This window comes from Curtobacterium sp. AB451, assembly GCF_050585845.1.
In the GTDB taxonomy this organism is placed as follows: Bacteria; Actinomycetota; Actinomycetes; order Actinomycetales; family Microbacteriaceae; genus Curtobacterium.
The window spans coordinates 410,503-427,018 of record NZ_JBOBQG010000002.1 but is presented as its reverse complement, the minus strand read 5'-3'; the positions used below and the strand labels follow the sequence as shown (position 1 = coordinate 427,018).

Here is a 16,516-nt window from a genome sequence, read left to right as displayed (position 1 = left end):
CCATCACGTTCCCTGTGTGATTCGTGCCGCAACTGTGACGTTGTGGAGGAAGTCTCGACGGGGGTTCCGAGGCGGGGCCGCACCGCGCCTCCTGGCCGCCCACGGGTGTCCACGGGGCGGAATGCGGGAGAGCGCGTGCGCGTTACCATGGTCTATCCGGAACCCGCCGCAGCGTTCCCGGTGTCTCGACCACTTCACCTCGCCCACGAAGGGGACCCATGGACCAGCCGGATCCGTTCGGATTCATCGGACTCACGTACGACGACGTCATGCTCCTGCCGGGGTACACCGACGTCATCCCGAGCGAGGCGTCGACCGCGTCCCGGCTCACCAAGCGCATCACGGTCAACGTCCCGCTGCTCTCCGCGGCGATGGACACCGTGACCGAGGCCCGCATGGCGATCGCCATGGCCCGGCAGGGCGGCATCGGCATCCTGCACCGCAACATGTCGATCGCCGACCAGGCGGCCGCCGTCGACAAGGTCAAGCGCAGCGAGTCCGGCATGATCACCAACCCGGTGACGACCAGCCCGGACGCCACCGTCGCCGAGGTGGACGCGCTCTGCGGACAGTTCCGCGTCTCCGGCCTGCCGGTGGTCGAGGGTGACGGCACCCTCGTCGGCATCATCACCAACCGCGACATGCGGTTCGTGGCACCGTTCGAGCAGCAGTCCACGCTCGTCCGCGACGTCATGACGAAGGCCCCGCTCATCACGGCCCCGGTCGGCATCGACCCGGACGACGCCGTCGCGATCTTCGCCGAGCACAAGATCGAGAAGCTCCCCCTCGTGGACGAGGACGGCAAGCTCCGCGGTCTCATCACGGTCAAGGACTTCGACAAGAGCGAGAAGTACCCGGACGCCACCAAGGACGACGCCGGCCGACTGCGTGTCGGTGCCGCGATCGGCTTCTTCGGCGACGCCTGGGAGCGTGCGACCGCCCTGCGCGAAGCCGGCGTGGACGTCCTCGTCGTCGACACCGCGAACGGCCACAGCGCCGGCGTGCTCGACATGGTCCGCCGCCTCAAGGCCGACCCGGCGTTCGCCGCGGTCGACGTCATCGGTGGGCAGGCCGCCACGCGCGAGGGCGCCCAGGCGCTCATCGACGCGGGCGTCGACGCCGTCAAGGTCGGCGTCGGACCGGGCTCGATCTGCACCACGCGCGTCGTCGCGGGTGTCGGCGTCCCGCAGGTCACCGCCGTGTACGAGGCCTCCCTCGCCGCGCGTGAGGCCGGCGTGCCGGTCATCGCCGACGGCGGGCTGCAGTACTCGGGCGACATCGCGAAGGCCCTCGTGGCCGGCGCGGACACCGTGATGCTCGGCTCGCTCCTCGCCGGCACCGACGAGTCCCCCGGTGACCTGGTGTTCGTCAACGGCAAGCAGTTCAAGGCGTACCGCGGGATGGGCTCCCTCGGTGCCCTGCAGACCCGTGGCAAGAAGACCTCGTACTCGAAGGACCGCTACTTCCAGGCCGACGTCCCCTCGGACGACAAGCTCGTCCCCGAGGGCATCGAGGGCCAGGTGCCCTACCGCGGCTCGGTGGCGAACGTCGTCTACCAGCTCGTCGGTGGCCTGCGGCAGTCGATGTTCTACGTCGGTGGCCGCACCGTCCCGGAGCTCAAGGCCCGCGGTAAGTTCGTCCGGATCACCCCGGCCGGGCTCAAGGAGTCCCACCCGCACGACGTGCAGATGGTCGTCGAGGCGCCGAACTACAGCAGCTGAGCCGATCCGCACCCCGAACGCCCCTGCTCCTCGACGGAGCGGGGGCGTTCGTCGTCGGTGGGCAGCAGGGTCGCGGCACGGTCCGCGCGCTCGATGCCCGACGCCGGCGAGCCCCACACGACCGGGCTCGTCCGCTGTCCGCGCTGCGCGGACCGGGGCGCCCGCCACCGCAAGGCCACCGCCATGCCACCGCGCGGCCCCCGGGTTTCCGCGCCCCCGCGTCACGGCTGGGTAACGAAACACTTTGCGTACCGCCCCGTCACACCGCTGAAACACCGTGACCCTACGTTCTCTCACATCCCCAGCGGGACCTGAGGTTCCGCGCAGAGAAAGGGCTCCACGGATGATCAGAACCACCCGTGCCACCACGGCACTGGCAGTGGCAGGAGCGGCGGCGCTCCTCCTCGCCGCCTGTTCCACCACCAGCGGCGGCACCTCGCCGTCCTCTTCCGCGTCGGGCGGCGCGAAGAAGGACCCCGCCGCGAGCTGCAAGGCCCCGGACACCCCCGGCACCGACGCGCTGAAGATCGGGACGATCCTGCCGCTGACCGGTTCGCTCGCCTACCTGAACCCGCCCGCGGAGTCCGGTGTGGGGCTCGCGGTGCAGGACATCAACGCCGCGGGCGGTGTGCTCGACAAGGACGTCACCATCGACCCCGCCACCGACTCCGGTGACAGCAACGACATGACGGTGTCGAGCTCGGCCGCGACGAAGCTCGTGAACGCGAAGGTCCCGGTCGCGATCGGCGCCGAGTCCTCCAGCGTCACGCTCAACGTCATCGACCAGCTCACGAGCAACTGCATCGTGGAGATCTCCCCCGCGAACACCGCGTCGGACCTCTCCGGCTACTCGTCGTACTACTACCGGACCGCTCCGCCGGACTCGGTGCAGGGCTCGGCGCTCGGTCAGCTCGTCACGGGTGACGGCAACGCCAAGGTCGCCTTCCTCGTCTTCAACGACACCTACGGCACCGGTCTCCGGAACACCGTGCAGAAGGCGATCGAGGACTCCGGCGGATCCGTCGTCTACGGCGGCAAGGGCAAGGGCCAGGAGTTCCCGCCCGGCCAGACGACCTTCTCGTCCGAGGTGACCGCGGCGCTCGCCACGAAGCCGGACGCCATCGTCGTCCTGGCGTTCGACGAGACGAAGTCGATCATCCCGGAGCTGAAGTCGCAGGACGCCGACATGTCGAAGATCTACATGTCCGACGGCAACACCGCCGACTACTCGAAGGACTTCGACAAGGGCACGCTGACCGGCGCGCAGGGCACCATCCCCGGCGCCTCGCCCAAGGACGAGTTCAAGGCCCAGCTGTCCGCCTTCTACAAGAAGTCGTCCGGCAAGGACCTCGCCGACTACTCGTACGCGGCCGAGTCCTACGACGCCACCGTCCTCGCGGCCCTCGCCGCGGTGAAGGGCAATGGTACGGACTCCGGGACCATCCAGGCCAACATGGCCGCGGTGTCCGGAGCCGACGGCGGCACCGAGTGCTCGACGTTCAAGGACTGCGTCGCCCTGCTCGACAAGGGTGAGGACATCCACTACACGGGTCCGTCGGGCATCGGTCCGTTCGACGAGAACAACGACCCGTCGAGCGCCTACATCGGCATCTACAAGTTCGACGGCGACAACAAGCCCGTCTACCAGAGCGCCATCCAGGGCTCGGTCAAGAAGTAGCCGACACCACCAGATCGACAGCGCCCCGCGGCCCGACCGCGGGGCGCTGTCGCGTGCGGCGGGCGCCCGGGAGCGTGCCGAGACTCGGCTGCGCGGACAGTTTCGTGGCCGACACCGCGCGAAACAGTCCGCCGGGCCGAGACTCGGCGCACGGCGGGCAGGCGGGCGGGACGGCAGGCGGGGCGGTCGCCGGGCCTCGTGGCTCGGCATGGGGCGGTGCGGAGCGGGCCGGATCGGCGTACCTGACGGAATCGGGCGTACCTGGTCGGAACTTTCGGGGCAGTACGCCCGAATCGACCAGGTACCTCGGGCTCGCCCGGTCGCGGGTTGCCGGGAGGCGCGGCGCGCCTCCGTCAGACCGGCTCGGCCGCCGTGGGTGCCTGCGCCCGGCGCCGCGATGCCCGACCGGCCGCGAACGAGTCGACCGTGAGCAGGACCAGGGCCAGCCACACGATCCCGAAGCCGAACCACCGCGCACCCGACATCGGCTCGTGCTGCACGACCACGCCGACGAGCAGCTGCATGACCGGCGCGAGGTACTGCGTCAACCCGAGCGTGGACAGGCTCACCCGCCGCGCCGAGGACGCGAACAGCAGGAGCGGCACCGCCGTCGCGGGCCCGGTCAGCACCGTCACCAGGACGTGGAGCCCACCGGCACTCGCGAACGTCACGCCGCCGCCGAGCCCCGTCACGCCGAGCACCACGAGGGCGACCACCGCGATCGGGAGCAACCACACGGTCTCGATCGTCAGACCGCTCAGCGCGTCCACCGTGCCGCCGACGCGCTTCTTCACGAGGCCGTACAGGCCGAACGAGAACGCGAGCACCAGGGAGATCCACGGCATCTGGCCGTAGCCCACCGCGATGACGACGACGGCCACGATGCTGATGCCGACGGCGGTCCACTGCAGCGGACGCAGGCGTTCGCGGAGCACCACGACCCCGAGGGCGATCGTGACGAGCGGGTTGATGAAGTACCCGAGGGCCGCCTCGACGGTGTGTCCCGTGGTGGTGGCCGCGACGTACACGGTCCAGTTCACCAGGATGAGGACGGCCGCGAGGCCCATCACGAGCATCACCCGACGCTGGGCCATCAGCGTGCGGGTCCGGAGCCACGAGCGGGTGACGGCGATCGCGATCGCGCAGAACACCAGCCCGAAGACGATCCGCCAGGCGACGATCTCGAACGCGCCGGCGGGGGCCATCGCCGCGAAGAGCAGCGGCATGAGTCCCCACAGCCCGTACGCGACGATCGCCTGCACGACGCCGACGGATGCCTCGCTGCGGGCCGGGCGTGCCGGGGACGGTTCACTCACGGAACCATCCTAGGAACCAGCACCGACGGTGCGGGGCCGAGCCGCGCCTCCCGGACCGGTCTGCCCGGCCACCCGACGGACCGCACCCGGGACGCCCACGCCCGGAACGCGAGAACGCCCCGCCGGCCGGAGCCGAACGGGGCGTTCTCGATGCGTGCTGGACTCAGCGCACGATGACCGCGAGGACGTCGCGGGCAGAGAGGACGAGGAGGTCCTCGCCCGAGTACTTGACCTCGGTGCCGCCGTACTTCGAGTAGATGACCTTGTCACCCACGGCGACGTCGAGCGGGACGCGGTTGCCGTTGTCGTCGATACGACCCGGGCCCACGGCGACGACCTCGCCCTCCTGGGGCTTCTCCTTCGCGGTGTCCGGGATGACCAGACCGGAAGCGGTGGTCTGCTCCGCCTCGACCTGGCGGATGACGATGCGATCCTCGAGCGGCTTGATGCTGACGGCCACGGTGACCTCTTCTTTCTCGGTACTGACTCGGTACAGATGGGAACCGTGCTGGCACTACGCGCAGGAGAGTGCCAACGGCCCAACTCTAGGGCGTCGTTGGCACTCGGTCAATCCGAGTGCCAACGTCCTGCCGGGCTCTCGGCGACCTGGGAGGATCGTCGGGTGGAAGCCGCCGATCTCGCCCAGTTGCTGACCCCCGAGGGGATGGCCCTGCTCGACCGTACCCCGGCCGTGTCCGACGGTGGTGAGATCGTCCGTGTCGTCTCCCGACTGCGGTCCGAGGGACACGACCCGGGCCTCGTCGCGGCGGTCCTCACGCAGGCGAAGCTCCGGCAGAAGGCCCGCGGGAAGTTCGGCGACTTCGCCTCCCGGATGCTCTTCACCGAGGCCGGGCTCGAGCAGGCGACCCGGCTGCAGGTCGCCGCCCAGCACGCCGGACGCTTCGCCGTCGCCGGGCTGCGGCGCGTCGCGGACCTCGGCTGCGGCATCGGCGGCGACGCGATGGCGATGGCGGCGCTCGACCTCGAGGTCACCGCGGTCGACCGCGACGAGGTCACCGCAGCCGTCGCCACCCACAACCTCTCGCTCTGGGACTCCGCCCGGGTGGAGCTCGGCGACGCCGCCGGGTTCGACCTCACCCGCGTGGACGGCGTCTGGATGGACCCGGCCAGGCGGACCTCCGGCCACACGAACACGAAGCGGCTCGCGGACCCGGACGACTGGTCCCCGTCGCTCGACACCGTGTTCGCCGCCGCGACGACCACCCCGACGGGCGTGAAGCTCGGGCCCGGCGTCGACCGCGACCTCATCCCGGACACCGCGGAGGCGCAGTGGACCTCGGTGGACCGCGAGGTCGTCGAGCTCGCCCTCTGGTTCGGCCCCCTCGCCCGCCCGGGGGTCCGCCGCGCCGCGACCGTCATCGGTCCGCACGGGATCGCGGAGCTGACCGGCGAGGCGGACGCTCCGGACGCGTCGGTCGGACCGCTCGGCGCGTACCTCTACGAACCCGACGGTGCGGTCATCCGCGCACGGCTGATCGGGGACCTCGCCCGGTCGATCGACGGTCGCATGCTCTCCGAGGGCATCGCGTACGTCAGCTCCGACCAGGCCGTCTCGACCCCGTTCGCCCAGGGGTTCCGGGTGAAGGGCGTCCTGCCGCTCGACGTGAAGCAGCTCGCCGCACGGCTCGCCGCCGACGGCGTCGGCACGGTCGAGATCAAGAAGCGCGGCGTCGACGTCGACCCGGCGCAGTTCCGGAAGCGGCTGCGGCTGCGGGGCGGCAGCGGTCGCGTGACCCTGGTGCTCACCCGCCTGGAGGGACGGCACACCGCGATCCTGTGCGAGCGGCTCGGCGAGACGGCCGGGTAGGCCGCGGGGCGGGGCCGGGCCTGCCCGGCGTGCGGGTTCGGCCCGGCGTGCGGGCGCGGCCCGGCGTGCGGCGCTCGTCGTCGGGGCTCGACCCGGCGTGCGGGCTCGGCCCGGCGCGCGGTGCTCGCCGTCGGGGCTCGACCCGGCGTGCGGTGCTCGCCGTGCCGCGCGGGCCGCACAACGAAAGTCACCCCGAACCACGGATCGCCGTGGTTCGGGGTGACTTCGGTTGTGCGAGCTGCGGCCCGCGTCAGCCGATGAAGGCGCCGGAGTCGTAGCCGGAGTAGTCCGAGTACCGCGAGGACCCGAAGCCCGTCGCGACGAGGATGATCACCACGAGGATCCAGATCCCGGTGACGACCCAGCCCGCGATGACACCGGTCAACGCCAGCCCGCGGCCGCGTTCACCGCTCGTCTTGAGCTTGCCGAGGGCGATGTGGCCGAGGATCGCACCGGTCGGGCCCAGCAGGATGCCGATGAACCAGAAGAACGGCAGCGCGCCGGCGAGGCCGAAGACGATCGCGAGCACGGACAGCGTGTTCACCTTCGGCCGCTGCGCGTAGGGCTGGTAGCCCGTCGAGGCGGAGGCGTACGGGTTCTGCTGCCCCGCGGAGGCGTAGGGGTTCTGCTGACCGGGGGCCGCGTACGGGTTGTGCTGGCCGGGTGCCGCGTACGGGTTGTGCTGGCCGGGTGCTGCGTACGGGTTCTGCTGCCCAGGCGCCGCGTACGGGTTCTGCTGGCTCGGGGCCGCGTACGGGTTCTGGTGGCCCGGCGCCGCGTACGGGTTCTGCTGGCTCGGCGCCGCGTAGGGGTTCTGGTGGCCCGGCGCCGCGTACGGGTTCTGGTGGCCCGGCGCCGCGTACGGGTTCTGCTGACCGGGGGCCGCGTACGGGTTCTGCGGGGCACCCGACCCGGGCTGCCCCTGCGGCTGTGCCGGCGCGCCGTACGGGTTCTGCGGTGCCGCCGTCCCCTCGGACGCACCCTGGCCCGACGTGCCCGGCCCGGACTCCGGGTGGGCCGCACTCGACGGGGACGAGGACGCACCGCCGTCCGGCGTCTCGCCCGGCTTCGGCCACTGGTTCTGATCGGACACCGTCCACCCCTCTCGGGCGCGTCGTTCGTCGGCGCCCTTCGTGAATCCTCCCACAGACACCCGTCCGGAGACCGGGCGGGACCCGGCACGTCAGCGCCGGACCGGTGGGGGCGACGTGTGTGTCAGACCTGGACGGTCGTCACCGGCAGCGTGGAGTCGGCCGCGATCCCGAGGTCGCTCGGCGCGTGCCCCTCGGCGACGAGCCGGGCGCCGACCGCGGCGATCATCGCGCCGTTGTCGGTGCAGAGGTCGAACGGCGGGATCCGAAGGGCGACCCCGGCCCGAGCGCAGCGCTCCTCGGCGACGGCCCGCAGCCGGGCGTTCGCCACGACGCCCCCGCCGAGCAGGAGCCGGTGCACCCCGGTGTCCTCGCACGCGCGCAGCGCCTTCGTGAGGAGCACGTCGACGACGGCCTCGCGGAAGCTGGCGGCGACGTCGGCGACCGGGACCTCGCGCCCTTCGTCGCGGCAGCGCTCGACCCACCGCGCGACGGCGGTCTTGAGCCCGGAGAACGAGAAGTCGTACCGGTGCGCGGCCATGTCCTTCGGCAGCGTGAGCCCGCGGGGGAACCGGATCGCGGTGGGGTCGCCGTCCGCCGCCGCCCGGTCGATCTGCGGCCCGCCCGGGTACGGCAGCCCCAGGAGCCGCGCGACCTTGTCGAACGCCTCGCCGGCGGCGTCGTCGATCGTCTCGCCGAGGAGCTCCACGTCCCCGACGAGGTCGTTCACGAGGAGCAGGGACGTGTGCCCGCCCGACACCAGGAGCGCCACCGTCGGCAGGTCGATCTCCGAGCCGTCCGACCGCAGCACGTCGGCGCCGACGTGTCCGACCAGGTGGTTGACGCCGTACAGCGGCTTGCCCGTCGCCACCGCGAGGGCCTTGGCCGCGCCGACCCCGACCATGAGTGCGCCGGCGAGCCCGGGGCCCGCGGTGACCGCGACGGCGTCGATCTCGTCCAGGGTGACCCCGGCCTGCTCGAGCGCGGCCGAGAGCGTCGGCGTCATCGCCTCGAGGTGCGCCCGTGCGGCGACCTCGGGCACGACCCCGCCGTAGCGCGCGTGCTCCTCCATGCTCGACGCGATGACGTTCGCGAGCAGGGTGGTGCCCCGCACGATCCCGACGCCGGTCTCGTCACAGCTCGTCTCGATGCCGAGCACGAGGGGTTCAGCCATCGAGGGCCTCCTGTCCGATGGGGCCGACGCCCGACGCGGGCGTGCCGGAGGTGCCGGGCGTGCGGGGCGTGGCGGGGTCGTCCGGAGCGGTCGGGCGGAGTGCCGCCCGCATCACCCACGCGTCGACGCCGTCCGGCTGGTAGTAGCGCGGACGCACCGCGATCCGTTCGAACCCGAACGCGGTGTACATCGCCTGGGCGACGGGGTTGTCGGCCCGCACCTCGAGGAAGACCTCGTGCACACCGCGCCGCCGTGCCTCGTCGAGGAGCTCGGTGAAGAGCACACGGCCGATGCCCTTCCCCCGGTGGTCCGCGGCGACCGCGATCGTCTGGACGTCCGCGACGGGGTTGCCGGCGAGGGACGAGAGCCCGGCGTACCCGACGATCGTCGGTGCCCCGTCGTCGGTCGTCTCGACGACGACGTAGTGCCCGTGCGGCGAGTACAGCTCGCCGGACATCTGCGACGCCGACCACGCGTCGGTCGGGAACGACGCGTGCTCCAACCACATCACGTCGTCGAGGTCCTGCGGGTGCGCGCGCCGAAGGCGCAGCCCGTCGGGCAGCGTCACTGCTTCACCCGCTTGGGCGCACCCGGCATCGTCACGTCCGGATCGCGCAGGTATCGGGGCGTGTCGTCCGCGAAGGGCGTGCCGGAGGCGAGCCGGTCCGCGGCGAGCGCACCGAGCCTCCAGGCCGGGATGGACCGGGCGGTGACCCGGTCCCAGTCGACCGCGTCGGGCCGGGAGGCGCGGATCGCCTCGTCGAGGTCCGCCGGCTTGGCGAGTCCCGGCCCCGCGACGCGCGTTCCGGTCTGGTCGTAGGCGCTCCAGTAGACCTCGCGCCGACGCGCGTCCGTCAGGACGACGAAGGGCCCGGGGCGGTCCTGGTCGGCGGCGACCGCGTCGTGGCTGACCAGCGGGAGGAGGGGGACGCCGCGTGCCGCGGCGAAGGTGCGCGCAGCCGCGATGCCGACGCGGAGGCCGGTGAACGGTCCCGGCCCCATCCCGGCGACCACGCCGGTGACGTCCGCCGGGGTGACGTCGGCCTCGGCGAGGACCTCGGCGAGGAACGGACCGACGACCTCGGCGTGGCGACGGCTGTCCTCGGTGCTCCGGGTCGCGAGGGGTCGACCGGTGGCCGGGTCGACCAGGGCGACGGACGTTCCGGCGGAGGTGTCGATCGCGAGCAGCACCCGTCCATCGTAGGCGTGCTGCCGCAGTGCCGCTGTGGGCGAACGGCTGCACTTGCCGAGCCGCGCGGTCGTAGCGTCGCCGCCATGGAACTGCTCTTCGTGCACGGTGCCCTCGTCCGCGACGGCGACTGGTGGTGGCGCCCGACCGGGGACCTCCTGCTCCAGCGCGCCGGGATCCGCAGCCGGGCCGTGGCACTCCCCAGCTGCGGCGAGCGACGAGCACCGGCGGGCACCTCGGGGCTCGTCGCCGACGCCGCAGCGCTCCGCGCAGCACTCGACGACGTGGACGACCCCGAGGGTGCGGTCGTCGTCGGGCACTCGTACGGCGGCACGGTGATCGCCGAGGCCGGACCCCACCCGGCGGTCTCACGGCTGGTGTTCGTGTCCTCCTACCTGCCCGACGTCGGCACGGCGCAGGGCACGATCACGGCCGACGAGCCGGACCCGGTGTCGATCGGCGACGCGGGCGACGGCCGCCTCGCCGTCAGCGGGTACGACGCGTCGTCGTTCGGCGCCCGGTTCCTGCAGGACGCGGACACCAGCGTGCAACGGGCCGCGTGGACCCGGGTGACCCCGCAGGACGCGACGTCGTTCGTGACGCCGACCTCGGCCGCGGGGTGGCAGGACGTCGACTCGACGTACCTCGTCTGCACGGACGACCGGAGCACCACGGTCGGACTCCAACGGCACCACGCCGCCCGCGCGACCCGATCGGTGGACGTACCCACCGGGCACCATCCGTTCACCACCCGACCCGACCTCGTCGCGGAGCAGGTGCTCAGTCCCGGGAGCGGTCGACGATCGATCGGCTGACCGCTCCGACGGCCGCGGCCACGGCCTGCGCGCGGACCGTCGCGTCCTCGTGTTCCGACTCGTGCACGAACACGGTGACACCGCGCCGTGCGCCGCAGAAGTCGACGACCCCGTGCTCGATCTGGGTGCGGAGCGCTGCGCGGTAGCCGTGCCGGTCCCACACTCCGGCGTCGTCACCGGCGACCGGGACGAGGTGGATCGTGAGCCGCCCGAGGGTGCGGCGGAGGCCGCCGTCGGGATCGACGTCGAACGCCCAGCCGTTCACGAACACGCGGTCGATCCAGCCCTTGAGGAGCGCCGGGACGGACCACCACCAGACCGGGAACACGAGGACGAGGTCGGTGGCCCGGTCGATGCGCTGCTGCTCGGCGACGACGTCGTGAGGAGCACCCGCACCCGTGCGGTACGTCTGCCGGTCGGCGAGCGTGAACCGTGGGTCGAAGCCCTCCGCAGCGAGGTCAGCGGTCTCGACGGTCCCCTCGGGCAGGGCGGCCCGGAGTTCCTCCGCGACGTGGTGGGTCAACGAGTCGGGGTCGGGGTGGGCGGTCACGATGAGCGTCGGCACACTGCATCCTCGCGACGCCGGCTGGACGGCAGCAGGGGCACACCGGTCGACGTCGGCGCCGGGACCCCGTGTCGACGGCGAGCCGGTCGCGGGGCACCGGGGTCAGAGGGCGACGCCGTCCCAACGGGGACCGGTCGCGGTGACGACGACCCGGCGGGGCTCGTCGGGGACGTCGTCCGGGTCGAGGTCGTCCGGACCGGGGGCCTCGCCGGCACCGGTCGCGCGGACGATCTCGACGTCGAGGATGCTGTCGGAGACGCCGTCGACGAACCCGCGGCCCCACTCCACGACCACGATCGAGAAGTCCCAGTCGAGGTCGAGGTCGTCGAGCTCGACCGGGTCGGACAGCCGGTACGCGTCGACGTGCACCAGGTCCGGGCCGGCGGTGGTCGGGTGGGTCCGGGCGAGGACGAACGTCGGGCTCGACACCTGCCCGCGGGCGCCGAGCGCCGCGCCGAGCCCCCGGGTCATGGTGGTCTTGCCGGCACCGAGCGGACCGGTCAGGACCACGAGGTCGCCGGCGCGGAGGACGGCCGCGAGTCGGGCGCCGAGTGCACCCATCTCCTCGGTGGTCCGGGCCGTGGTGTCGAGCAGCACGCGGGGCTCGGTCACCGTTCGCCCCGCAGGTACTCGGCGACGTGCCCCTCGACCCGGTGCCCCTCGTACACCCGGGGCACGCGCGTGCCGATCCGGCAGACGATCTCCTCGCCGATGGTGCCGAGCGCCTCGCCCCACTCGAGGACCGTCATCTCGTCGTGCTCCCCCGTGCCGAACAGGACGACGGTGTCGCCGACCTGCACGTCGTCGTCGCCGACGTCGACGAGGAACTGGTCCATCGCGACGCGACCGGCGATCGGGTAGCGCGTGCCGCCGATGGCGACCTCGACACGCCCCTGCGCGAGCCTCGGGACGCCGTCGGCGTACCCGACGGGCACGAGGGCGAGGGTCGTCTCGGCGGTGGTCCGGTACGTGTAGTCGTACGAGACCCCGGTGTCGACGGGGACCCGCTTGGTCTTCGCCACCGAGGCGGTCAGCGTCATCACGGGCTCGAGCCCGAGGTCGGCCGCCGAGACACCGTCTGCCCCGGGGATGCCGAACAGGTTCGCTCCCATCCGGACCATGTCCTTGCGGAACTCCTTGCGCTCGAGTCCGGCGAGCGAGGCGGCAACGTGCTCGGTCGGGATGTCGAGCCCGAGGTCCTCGGCCTGCTCGACCGCGGTGTCGAAGAGCGCGACGGCCGCGGCGTCCTCGTCGTCGGAGGACTCTGCGAGGTGCGTGTACGCGGCGACGACCTCGATGCGTCCGTCCCGCTGGGCGTCGCGGGCGAGGGTCACGAGTGCGGGCCAGTCGTCGGGCGTCGAGCCGTCGCGGTGCAGGCCGGAGTCGAACCCGAGGTGCACCCGGGCCGGTCGGTGGTCGACGGCGTCGATCACGCGCTGCAGCTCGGGGACGTTCGAGACGCCGAGGTCCACCGCCGAGTCGATCGCGTCGCGGAAGTCCAGCGCGGGGTCGTGCTGCCACGTGAAGAGGTGCACGTCCTCGCCGACGCCGATCGACCGCAGGCGCAGGGCCGCCGGGACGGTGAGCACGCCGATCCACCGGATGCCGGCGTCCACCGCGGCGAGCGCGATCGGCTCGAGGCCGTGCCCGTAGGCGTCGGCCTTCATGATCGCCATGAGCTCGACGGGGTCCATCCACTCGCGGACGAGGTCGAGGTTGGCGCGGTAGGCGTCGAGGTCGATCTCGGCCCGGCGCAGCGGCGCGTTCACGACGTCCTCCGTTCGACGCTGCGGCCGACCCGGGCGACCACCTCGTAGTTGATCGTGCCGGCTGCCTCGGCCCAGTCCTCGACCGCCGGGTCGCCGTTCGCCGGGTCGCCCCAGAGCACGGCCTCGTCACCGACGCGGACGTCGGCGTCGCCGATGTCGACGTGCATGGCGTTCATCGCCACGCGACCGACCACCGGGAACGTCCGGTCGCCGATCCGCACCGAGACGTGGTTGCCGAAGGCGCGGTCGAAACCGTCGGCGTACCCGAGGCCGATCACCGCGAGCCGCGTGTCGGTCGTCGCACGCCAGGTGTACCCGTAGCTGACGCCTTCGCCCGCGCGCACCGGCACCGTCCGGAGCACCGCGGCGGTCACGCGCATCGCGGGACGCAGCCCGAGGTCGGCCGAGGTGCGGTCCGGGAACGGGCTGAGTCCGTACAGCGCGAGGCCCACCCGTGCGACGTCGTGCCGGGTCTCCGCGACGGCGATGCTCGCGGCGCTGGCGGCGAGGTGCACCATGTCGGGCACGATGCCGTTCGCGGCGAGTCCGTCGAGCGCCCGCTGGAGCGCCGCGTCCTGGTCGAGGTCGTCCGCGCGTGAGGCGTTCGACAGATGCGACATCAGGCCCTCGACCCGCGTGCGCGAACCGCTGCGGGCCAGGCGCCCGGCCGTCTCGAAGAGCTCGGGCCACTCGGACTCGACCGCGCCGTTGCGACTCAGACCGGTGTCGACGCACACGTGCACCGCGGGGACCTCGGAGTCCGCAGCCGCAGCGAGCTGCGAGACGCTGGAGACGGCCGGCGTGATGCCGTACCGGGCGGCGCGCCGGAAGTCCTCGTCGGGGGCGTGCAGCCAGGCGAGGATCCGGACGCCCTCGTCGATGCCCGCGTGCCGGAGGGCGATCCCCTCGTCGATGTCGGCGACGCCGAGCCACTCCGCGCCGGCGTCCACGAACGCCCGCGCGGACTCCGCTGCGCCGTGGCCGTAGCCGTTGGCCTTGACGACGGCGATGACGCCGGACGGTGCCACCTGTTCGGCGACGCGACCGTAGTTGGCGATCAGCGCCTCCCGGTCGACCGTGATCCCGGTGAACGCGCTCACGCGGACTCCCCTGTTCCTTCGAGGACCACGAACGCCGTCGCGATCCCACCGTCGTGCGAGAGCGAGAGGTGGACCGAGCCGACCCCGCGCCGGTCCGCGACCCGCTGTGCGTCCTGGTGCAGCGTCAGCGACGGGTTCCGCTGGTCGTCGGAGACGACCTCGAGGTCCTGCCAGCTCAGCCCCGCACTCGACCCGAACGCCTTGATCACGGCTTCCTTCGCCGCGAACCGGGCCGCCAGCGACGCGATCGGCCGCGGTTCCCCGTCGCGCACGAGCTCCGACGGGGTGAAGAGCCGCGTGCGCATCGCGGGCGTGCGGTCGAGCACCCGCTCGAACCGTTCCAGGTCGACCACGTCGACCCCGATGCCGATGATCATCGCGCGACTACTCGACGGTGACCGACTTCGCCAGGTTGCGGGGCTGGTCGACGTCGAGTCCCTTGGCTGCGGCGAGCTCCATGCCGAACATGTGCAGCGGCGCGACGGCGAGCAGCGGCTCGAACAGCGGCGTCGCGAGCGGGATCCGCAGGACCTCGTCGGCGAAGGGCAGCACGGCGGCGTCGCCCTCTTCGGCGATCGCGATCACCCTGGCGCCGCGAGCGCGGATCTCCTGGATGTTCGAGACGACCTTGGGGTGCAGCGACCGCGGGTCGCGCGGCGACGGCACGATGACGAAGACGATCTGGCCCGGCTCGATGAGGGCGATCGGGCCGTGCTTCAGCTCGCCGGCGGCGAAGCCCTCGGCGTGGATGTACGCGAGCTCCTTGAGCTTCAGCGCACCCTCGAGCGCGATCGGGTACCCGACGTGGCGCCCGAGGAAGAGGACGCTGCGGGTGTCGGCCATCCAGCGGGCGAGGTCCTTGATGCCGGACGCGTCGTCGATGGTCTGCTGCAGCTTCGGGGCGAGCCCCTCGAGCTCGGCGACCTGCTCGGCGATCTGCTCGGCCGTCAGGGTGCCGCGCAGCGTGGCGAGGTGCAGCCCGAGCAGGTACAGCGCGACGCCCTGGGCGATGAACGCCTTCGTCGACGCGACGGCGACCTCGGGACCGGCGTGCGTGTAGATCACGGCGTCGGACTCGCGCGGGATGGTCGCGCCCTGGGTGTTGCAGATCGACAGGACCTGCGCGCCCTGCTCACGCGCGTACTTGACGGCCATGAGCGTGTCCATGGTCTCGCCGGACTGGCTGATCGAGACGACCAGGGTGCGGTCGTCGAGCACCGGGTCGCGGTAGCGGAACTCGTGCGCGAGCTCGACCTCGACCGGGACGCGGGCCCACTGCTCGATCGCGTACTTGCCGAGGATGCCGGCGTAGGCCGCGGTCCCGCAGGCGATGACGATGACCCGGTCGACCTGCGCGAGGCGGTCGGCGATCGGGTCGAGGTCGGTCAGCGTCACGGCACCGTCGTGCACCCGGCCGAGGATCGTCTTCGCGACGGCCTCGGGCTCCTCGCTGATCTCCTTCGCCATGAACGAGGTCCAGCCGCCCTTGTCGGCCGCCGAGGCGTCCCAGTTCACCTCGAACTCGCTCGGCGTCGCCGGGGTGCCGTCGAAGTGGATGACGTCGACGCCGTCGGGACGGATCGTGGCGATCTCGTCCTGCCCGATCGCGAGGGCGCGCTGCGTGTAGGCGACGAACGCCGCGACGTCGGAGCCCATGAAGTTCTCGCCGTCGCCGAGACCGACCACGAGCGGGGAGTTCCGCCGGGCGCCGACGACGACACCGGGCTGGTCGGCGTGCACGACGAGGAGCGTGAAGGCGCCCTCGAGCCGCTGCACGGCCTGCTGCATGGCGGCGGTCAGGTCGCCGGTCTCACGGAAGGAGCGGGCGACGAGGTGCGCCGCGACCTCGGAGTCGGTCTCGCTGAGGAACGTGACGCCCTCGGCCTGGAGCTCGGCGCGGAGCTCGGAGAAGTTCTCGATGATGCCGTTGTGGATGAGGGCGAGCTTGCCGCCGTCGGCCAGGTGCGGGTGCGCGTTGCCGTCGGTCGGGCCACCGTGCGTCGCCCAGCGGGTGTGGCCGATGCCGGTCCCGCCGTCCGCGATCGGGTGCGACGCGAGCTCGTCCACGAGGGCCTGGAGCTTGCCCGCCTTCTTCGCGGACGCGAGCTCGTGCGACCCGTCCACGACGGCGATGCCCGCCGAGTCGTAGCCGCGGTACTCGAGCCGACGGAGACCACCGAGGAGGACGTCCTGGCTGCTGTTGCTGCCGACGTAGCCGACGATTCCACACATGGGGACGATCCTACGGTCTGCCTGAGCGACGACCCTGC

16 protein-coding genes are annotated in these 16,516 nt (G+C 72.4%); 4 read left to right on the top strand and 12 right to left on the bottom strand.

Going from position 1 to position 16,516, the window contains the following annotated elements; genetic code table 11:
• The first annotated feature begins 218 nt into the window (after positions 1–218).
• Positions 219–1,721, top strand: a complete 1,503-nt coding sequence (guaB, locus tag ACQXVK_RS05890; RefSeq protein ID WP_430853006.1) for an IMP dehydrogenase — start codon at positions 219–221, stop codon at positions 1,719–1,721.
• A 343-nt stretch (positions 1,722–2,064) separates the two neighbouring features.
• Positions 2,065–3,399, top strand: a complete 1,335-nt coding sequence (locus ACQXVK_RS05885; RefSeq protein ID WP_430853005.1) for an ABC transporter substrate-binding protein — start codon at positions 2,065–2,067, stop codon at positions 3,397–3,399.
• Positions 3,400–3,752: 353 nt separating this feature from the next.
• Here the strand turns inward: ACQXVK_RS05885 and rarD are convergent, their stop codons facing one another.
• Both rarD and groES read right to left on the bottom strand, forming a co-directional pair.
• Positions 3,753–4,715: an EamA family transporter RarD gene (rarD, locus tag ACQXVK_RS05880; protein WP_022906995.1), complete on the bottom strand. Its 963-nt coding sequence runs from the start codon at positions 4,713–4,715 to the stop codon at positions 3,753–3,755.
• A gap of 163 nt (positions 4,716–4,878) precedes the next feature.
• Positions 4,879–5,175 carry a co-chaperone GroES gene (gene groES, locus ACQXVK_RS05875; protein WP_022906996.1) on the bottom strand — a complete coding sequence of 99 codons (297 nt, stop codon included), beginning with the start codon at positions 5,173–5,175 and terminating at the stop codon, positions 4,879–4,881.
• A 162-nt stretch (positions 5,176–5,337) separates the two neighbouring features.
• Here groES and ACQXVK_RS05870 point away from each other — a divergent pair, with 162 nt between their 5' ends.
• Entirely contained in the window at positions 5,338–6,543 is a 1,206-nt protein-coding gene (locus ACQXVK_RS05870) for a THUMP-like domain-containing protein (protein WP_430853004.1), read from the top strand.
• A gap of 250 nt (positions 6,544–6,793) precedes the next feature.
• Here the strand turns inward: ACQXVK_RS05870 and ACQXVK_RS05865 are convergent, their stop codons facing one another.
• The 4 genes from ACQXVK_RS05865 to tsaB form a co-directional block, all read right to left on the bottom strand.
• Positions 6,794–7,636, bottom strand: coding sequence for a DUF4190 domain-containing protein (locus tag ACQXVK_RS05865; protein ID WP_430853003.1), 843 nt, complete (start codon positions 7,634–7,636; stop codon positions 6,794–6,796).
• A gap of 122 nt (positions 7,637–7,758) precedes the next feature.
• Complete coding sequence (gene tsaD / locus ACQXVK_RS05860) at positions 7,759–8,808, bottom strand: tRNA (adenosine(37)-N6)-threonylcarbamoyltransferase complex transferase subunit TsaD (protein WP_031260925.1); 1,050 nt, start codon at positions 8,806–8,808, stop codon at positions 7,759–7,761.
• The gene (gene rimI / locus ACQXVK_RS05855) at positions 8,801–9,376 is read right to left on the bottom strand and encodes a ribosomal protein S18-alanine N-acetyltransferase (RefSeq protein ID WP_430853002.1); all 576 of its coding nucleotides are present in this window, start codon (positions 9,374–9,376) and stop codon (positions 8,801–8,803) included. Before rimI ends, tsaD begins: the two co-directional genes overlap by 8 nt.
• The gene (gene tsaB, locus ACQXVK_RS05850) at positions 9,373–9,999 is read right to left on the bottom strand and encodes a tRNA (adenosine(37)-N6)-threonylcarbamoyltransferase complex dimerization subunit type 1 TsaB (protein ID WP_430853001.1); all 627 of its coding nucleotides are present in this window, start codon (positions 9,997–9,999) and stop codon (positions 9,373–9,375) included. The genes rimI and tsaB overlap by 4 nt, the downstream gene beginning before the upstream one ends.
• A gap of 84 nt (positions 10,000–10,083) precedes the next feature.
• On the opposite strand from tsaB, the gene ACQXVK_RS05845 reads away from it, so the two are divergent.
• The gene (locus ACQXVK_RS05845; RefSeq protein ID WP_430853000.1) at positions 10,084–10,812 is read left to right on the top strand and encodes an alpha/beta hydrolase; all 729 of its coding nucleotides are present in this window, start codon (positions 10,084–10,086) and stop codon (positions 10,810–10,812) included.
• Here ACQXVK_RS05845 and ACQXVK_RS05840 read toward each other — a convergent pair.
• The 6 genes from ACQXVK_RS05840 to glmS all read right to left on the bottom strand — a co-directional run bounded on the left by ACQXVK_RS05840 (position 10,778) and on the right by glmS (position 16,478).
• Entirely contained in the window at positions 10,778–11,377 is a 600-nt protein-coding gene (locus tag ACQXVK_RS05840; RefSeq protein WP_430852999.1) for an NAD(P)H-dependent oxidoreductase, read from the bottom strand. The two genes, ACQXVK_RS05845 and ACQXVK_RS05840, sit on opposite strands and share 35 nt — an antisense overlap.
• Before the next feature lie 102 nt (positions 11,378–11,479).
• Entirely contained in the window at positions 11,480–11,989 is a 510-nt protein-coding gene (gene tsaE / locus ACQXVK_RS05835) for a tRNA (adenosine(37)-N6)-threonylcarbamoyltransferase complex ATPase subunit type 1 TsaE (RefSeq protein ID WP_430852998.1), read from the bottom strand.
• Complete coding sequence (alr, locus tag ACQXVK_RS05830) at positions 11,986–13,146, bottom strand: alanine racemase (RefSeq protein ID WP_031260913.1); 1,161 nt, start codon at positions 13,144–13,146, stop codon at positions 11,986–11,988. The genes tsaE and alr (ACQXVK_RS05830) overlap by 4 nt, the downstream gene beginning before the upstream one ends.
• Complete coding sequence (gene alr / locus ACQXVK_RS05825) at positions 13,143–14,246, bottom strand: alanine racemase (RefSeq protein ID WP_022905347.1); 1,104 nt, start codon at positions 14,244–14,246, stop codon at positions 13,143–13,145. Before alr (ACQXVK_RS05825) ends, alr (ACQXVK_RS05830) begins: the two co-directional genes overlap by 4 nt.
• Complete coding sequence (locus tag ACQXVK_RS05820; RefSeq protein WP_022905346.1) at positions 14,243–14,623, bottom strand: holo-ACP synthase; 381 nt, start codon at positions 14,621–14,623, stop codon at positions 14,243–14,245. The genes alr (ACQXVK_RS05825) and ACQXVK_RS05820 overlap by 4 nt, the downstream gene beginning before the upstream one ends.
• A gap of 7 nt (positions 14,624–14,630) precedes the next feature.
• Positions 14,631–16,478 carry a glutamine--fructose-6-phosphate transaminase (isomerizing) gene (glmS, locus tag ACQXVK_RS05815; protein ID WP_430852997.1) on the bottom strand — a complete coding sequence of 616 codons (1,848 nt, stop codon included), beginning with the start codon at positions 16,476–16,478 and terminating at the stop codon, positions 14,631–14,633.
• Positions 16,479–16,516: the final 38 nt, after the last annotated feature.

Bases quoted from the DNA above. Each gene is read 5' to 3' on its own strand.
- ACQXVK_RS05845 (WP_430853000.1), top strand. From the start codon at position 10,084: ATGGAACTGCTCTTCGTGCACGGTGCCCTCGTCCGCGACGGCGACTGG.
- tsaD (WP_031260925.1), bottom strand. From the start codon at position 8,808: ATGGCTGAACCCCTCGTGCTCGGCATCGAGACGAGCTGTGACGAGACC.
- guaB (WP_430853006.1), top strand. From the start codon at position 219: ATGGACCAGCCGGATCCGTTCGGATTCATCGGACTCACGTACGACGAC.
- glmS (WP_430852997.1), bottom strand. From the start codon at position 16,478: ATGTGTGGAATCGTCGGCTACGTCGGCAGCAACAGCAGCCAGGACGTC.
- ACQXVK_RS05820 (WP_022905346.1), bottom strand. From the start codon at position 14,623: ATGATCATCGGCATCGGGGTCGACGTGGTCGACCTGGAACGGTTCGAG.
- ACQXVK_RS05885 (WP_430853005.1), top strand. From the start codon at position 2,065: ATGATCAGAACCACCCGTGCCACCACGGCACTGGCAGTGGCAGGAGCG.